The organism is Ancylomarina sp., from assembly GCF_041555295.1.
GTDB lineage: Bacteria > Bacteroidota > Bacteroidia > Bacteroidales > Marinifilaceae > Ancylomarina.
This window is the reverse complement of the sequence record NZ_JBFFKR010000278.1, coordinates 1-4,260: the sequence shown is the minus strand read 5'-3', so window position 1 is coordinate 4,260 and position 4,260 is coordinate 1. Positions and strand designations below refer to the sequence as shown.

6 protein-coding genes are annotated in these 4,260 nt (G+C 35.5%); 4 read left to right on the top strand and 2 right to left on the bottom strand.

Annotation, left to right across the window (positions count from 1 at the left end; translation table 11 throughout):
• From ABY905_RS14540 to ABY905_RS14530, 3 genes are all read left to right on the top strand, one after another.
• Positions 1–510, top strand: a 510-nt coding sequence (locus ABY905_RS14540) for a sulfide/dihydroorotate dehydrogenase-like FAD/NAD-binding protein (RefSeq protein WP_372645144.1), incomplete at its 5' end; no start/stop codon positions are given.
• Positions 511–552: 42 nt separating this feature from the next.
• Positions 553–2,043, top strand: coding sequence for an NADPH-dependent glutamate synthase (gene gltA / locus ABY905_RS14535; protein ID WP_372645142.1), 1,491 nt, complete (start codon positions 553–555; stop codon positions 2,041–2,043).
• A 65-nt stretch (positions 2,044–2,108) separates the two neighbouring features.
• Positions 2,109–2,567, top strand: coding sequence for a ferritin family protein (locus ABY905_RS14530; protein ID WP_372645140.1), 459 nt, complete (start codon positions 2,109–2,111; stop codon positions 2,565–2,567).
• A gap of 103 nt (positions 2,568–2,670) precedes the next feature.
• Here ABY905_RS14530 and ABY905_RS14525 read toward each other — a convergent pair whose 3' ends face one another.
• Both ABY905_RS14525 and ABY905_RS14520 read right to left on the bottom strand, forming a co-directional pair.
• Complete coding sequence (locus tag ABY905_RS14525; protein WP_372645138.1) at positions 2,671–3,048, bottom strand: hypothetical protein; 378 nt, start codon at positions 3,046–3,048, stop codon at positions 2,671–2,673.
• A gap of 392 nt (positions 3,049–3,440) precedes the next feature.
• A complete protein-coding gene (locus ABY905_RS14520; RefSeq protein WP_372645136.1) occupies positions 3,441–3,803 on the bottom strand; it encodes a hypothetical protein in 363 nt (120 codons plus the stop codon).
• A 184-nt stretch (positions 3,804–3,987) separates the two neighbouring features.
• Here ABY905_RS14520 and ABY905_RS14515 point away from each other — a divergent pair.
• The coding region (locus ABY905_RS14515) for an HD domain-containing protein (RefSeq protein ID WP_372645134.1) at positions 3,988–4,260 on the top strand (273 nt) is incomplete at its 3' end.

Sequence of the window (4,260 nt, the reverse complement as noted above, 5' to 3'; positions counted from 1 at the left end):
TGTGGCGGTGGTGTAGGAAATGCACCTTTGTTACCAATTGTTGAAGCTTACAAAAAAGCTGGAAACAAGGTAATTACTATTTTGGCTGCTCGTAACAAAGATTTAATCATTCTTGAAGATGAAATGCGTAAGCATTCGGATGAGTTGATTATTATGACTGACGATGGTTCTTATGGTAAGAAAGGTCTAATAACTGAGGGAATGGAAGAGGTTATTAAGAGAGAAAAGATTGATGAGTGTGTGACTATTGGTCCTGCAATTATGATGAAATTTTGTTCTTTATTAACTAAGAAGTATGAAATTCCTACTGTTGCTAGTTTAAATAGTATCATGGTTGATGGTACAGGTATGTGTGGCGCTTGTCGTGTTACTGTTGGTGGTAAAACCAAATTTACTTGTGTTGATGGTCCTGAGTTCGATGCACATCAAATCGATTTCGATGAAATGATGTCTCGTCTTGGTGGTTACAAGAAAGAGGAAGTTGATAAGTTTGATCAATTTCAGAAATAGAGAATTCAATCTTAAGAATAGCAACACAAAAATACCTGGACAATGGAAAGGTCTGAAGAATATATCAAGAACGAAAGAAAACAAGACTGGAGAGTAGCTCTTCAGAAAAAGATAAAAGCTAAAGATCGTATGTCGATTGAGCGTGCACTAATGGCTGAAACAGTGCCTGAGGTTCGTATCACATCGCAACGTATCGAAGTAAATATTGGACTAACTAAAGCACAAGCTTTAGTCGAGGCGAGCCGATGCATGGACTGTGTGAATCCAACTTGTATGGAAGGTTGCCCGGTTAGCATTAACATTCCTAAGTTTATCAAGCATATTGAGTGTGACGAGATTCTTGAAGCTGCCTCAGTATTGAAAGAAACATCTGCATTGCCAGCTGTTTGTGGTCGTGTTTGTCCACAGGAGTTGCAGTGCGAGCAAAAGTGTTTTTATGTAACGAAATTAAACCAGCCTGCTGTTGCAATTGGTTACTTGGAGCGTTTTGCTGCTGACTTCGAAAGAGAGTCAGGACACGTTTCTACACCAGAAATGGTAACTGCAAATGGAATTAAAGTTGCTGTAATTGGTTCAGGTCCTTCTGGATTATCATTTGCTGGCGATATGGCTAAATTAGGTTATGACGTTACAGTATTCGAAGCACTTCACGAAATTGGTGGCGTGTTGAAATATGGTATTCCTGAATTCCGTTTGCCAAACGCAGTTGTTGATGTTGAGATTGAAAGTTTACGTCGTATGGGTGTGAAATTCATCACGAACTATATCGTAGGACAAACTGCAAGCATTGACGATTTGAAAGCTGACGGTTATAAAGCATTTTATGTAGGATCAGGTGCTGGTTTACCACGTTTCATGAATATCCCAGGTGAGAATGCTAATGGTATTCTATCATCAAATGAGTATTTAACTCGTGTGAACTTGATGGGTGCTGATAGCGAAGAATCTGATACACCAGTATTAAGAGGTAAAAATGTAGTCGTTGTTGGTGGTGGTAATACTGCTATGGACTCAGTTCGTACTGCTAAGCGTTTAGGTGCTGAGCGTGCTATGATTGTTTATCGTCGATCAGAAGCAGAAATGCCTGCTCGTGTTGAAGAAGTTCACCATGCTAAACAAGAGGGTATTGAGTTCTTGACATTGACTAACCCAATTGAGTACATCGCTAACGAAGAAGGTCGTGTATCTCAGATGAAGGTTCAAAAAATGGAATTAGGCGAGCCTGATGCTTCAGGACGTAGAAGACCCGTTCCAGTTGAAGGATCTGAGTATATTCTTGATTGTGAAGTTGTGGTTGTGGCTGTTGGTGTATCACCAAATCCACTAATTCCTAACTCGGTTGAAGGTCTTGATGTTTCTAAGTGGGGAACTATCGAGGTTGTAAAAGATAAGATGCAGTCATCTATTCCAGAAATGTTTGCTGGTGGTGATATTGTTCGTGGTGGTGCAACTGTAATCCTTGCAATGGGAGACGGTAGAAAAGCTGCTAAGAATATGGATATCTATTTGACTGAAAAATATCTGTCTAATTAATTAGAAAAAAAGTGTAAGTTTAATACGTACACTTATATATAATACTGATTTTAAAAATTCTTAATATGAAAGAGTTCAAATCAATAAACGACATTCTTGATTTCGCCATCAATGAAGAAATTATGGCGGCTGAATTTTATACAGCTCTTGCAGCTAAAATGAAGCATAAGCAAATTAAAGAAACTTTTGAGCAATATGCTATTGAAGAAATGGGACACCGTGCTAAACTTGAAGCTATCAAGAATGGTAAGGGACAGAGTTTTTCTGATGCAAAGGTTTCTGATATGAAAATTGCTGATTATCTAGTTGAAGTTGACGAAGATAAAGCAAATATGACTTATCAGGAGGCATTAACTATTGCTATGAAGAAAGAGAAATCTGCTTTCAGATTGTATAGCGATTTGGCTGCTGCAACAACTAATGAAGTTGAGAAGAAGTTATTCTTAAACTTAGCACAAGAAGAGGCTAAGCACAAATTAAGATTCGAAGTAGAATATGATGAGAATATTTTAACAGAAAACTAGAATACTTTGTTTACAGATAAGCCCCGATTTTGTCGGGGCTTTTTTTATATCTGTTATTCTGTAATTATTGAAATCAGCATCGAGTGATTTCTCTTTTTTTGATTTATACTAAAGTGCGACTAAGCTTCCAATTCATTGCAATGCTATCCGATAAACGCATAGACAATTGAATGTAACGTTGCTTAAAAGTATCGTTATTTAAATAGACTGCAATTTTCTCTTGCCAACCTTTTGCTTGATGCGAAAGTCTCATGATACGATGTTTGTTGGCTATATTGTTCTCATCAGATTTTACCTTCTCGACTACATTGATGTATTGATTAATCCAATTTTCATAATTCCTTAAGAATATTGATCGTTCTTCATCTTTGTTTGTTAGTGCACTAGCTAATGATTCAGTGCTTTTTGTATTGAGAAGCGCAGTTGAATCAACTGTTATGTTTAATTCTTGTGTAATTTTTTTTCTGTTGTCTTTCTCCATATATGGTATTAATAATAATTGAAGATTCAAATATACATAAAATATTTTGTTTTGAAAAAGGAGGCTGCAAGCCATTCCAAAATGAGACTTGCAATTGAGATCTTTAAGAAAGTTGCAGTCTAGCATAATAACATATCAGTCTTTTGAGAATCGTTTTTAAATTGCAACCATAAAGAGAATTCAAGAATCAAGCTGACTTGATTCTTTTGTTTACTCTTCTCATTTAAGGAGTATTCACAATCATTAATACTTAATTTAATATTATTTTAGGGGGTAAGAGAAAAATGTATGCGTTTTGAGCTAAAAATATACATGATATTTAGCTTTTGATGAATATCCATTTTTAATCATTCGAAGCTACTTATCTGTCATTTATTCAACTTGAAATTTCACTATGCTTCAAGTTCATTACTGATACTATCTGATAAGCGCATAGACAGTTGGATGTAACGCTTCTTAAAAGTATCGTCATTTAAATAGACCGCAATTTTCTCTTGCCAGTCTTTGGCTTGATGCGATAACTCCATAATGCGATGTTTGTTGGCCATATTAAACTTGTCAGATTTTTCCTTCTCAACCACATTGATGTATTGATTGACCCAATTTTCATAATTATTCAAGAATTCTGATCGTTCTAGATCTTTGCTTGATTGCATATTGCTTATTGAAGCAATACTTTCTGTATTAAGAAGTGCTGTTGCTCCAACTGTTACACCTAATTTTTGTATAAATTTTCGTCTGTTGTCTTTCTTCATAAATGATAATATAAGAGTTGTGGATCCGAATATACCTAAAAGATGTCGATTTTGAAAATAAAGAACTTCGACAAGCTATAGTTTTTGATAGTTGATCAGATAATTATTGGCTAGGATGCTCTTGAAAGTAAAACTTTTGGATATTTTTAGGTATTCAATTATAAATTCAAATATTTTTTCAAAAATGGAAAAGCATATTCCTACTCGAAATGAAGCTTTTGAGCTCGTTAAGCAGTATATAAAAACGGACAGTTTAATCAAACATGCTTTGGCTGTAGAAGCGGTTATGCGTTATTATGCAAAAATTCATAGAGAGGATGAAGAGAAGTGGGGTATAATCGGATTGGTTCATGATATGGACTGGGAAGTTGCGCCTGATAGACATACCATTAAAACTAGAGAAATACTTGAAGAGGCTAATTGGCCTGAGGATTATATCCGTGCGGTTGAATCTCAT

Bases quoted from the DNA above. Each gene is read 5' to 3' on its own strand.
- ABY905_RS14520 (WP_372645136.1), bottom strand. From the start codon at position 3,803: ATGAAGAAAGACAACAGACGAAAATTTATACAAAAATTAGGTGTAACA.
- gltA (WP_372645142.1), top strand. From the start codon at position 553: ATGGAAAGGTCTGAAGAATATATCAAGAACGAAAGAAAACAAGACTGG.
- ABY905_RS14530 (WP_372645140.1), top strand. From the start codon at position 2,109: ATGAAAGAGTTCAAATCAATAAACGACATTCTTGATTTCGCCATCAAT.
- ABY905_RS14525 (WP_372645138.1), bottom strand. From the start codon at position 3,048: ATGGAGAAAGACAACAGAAAAAAAATTACACAAGAATTAAACATAACA.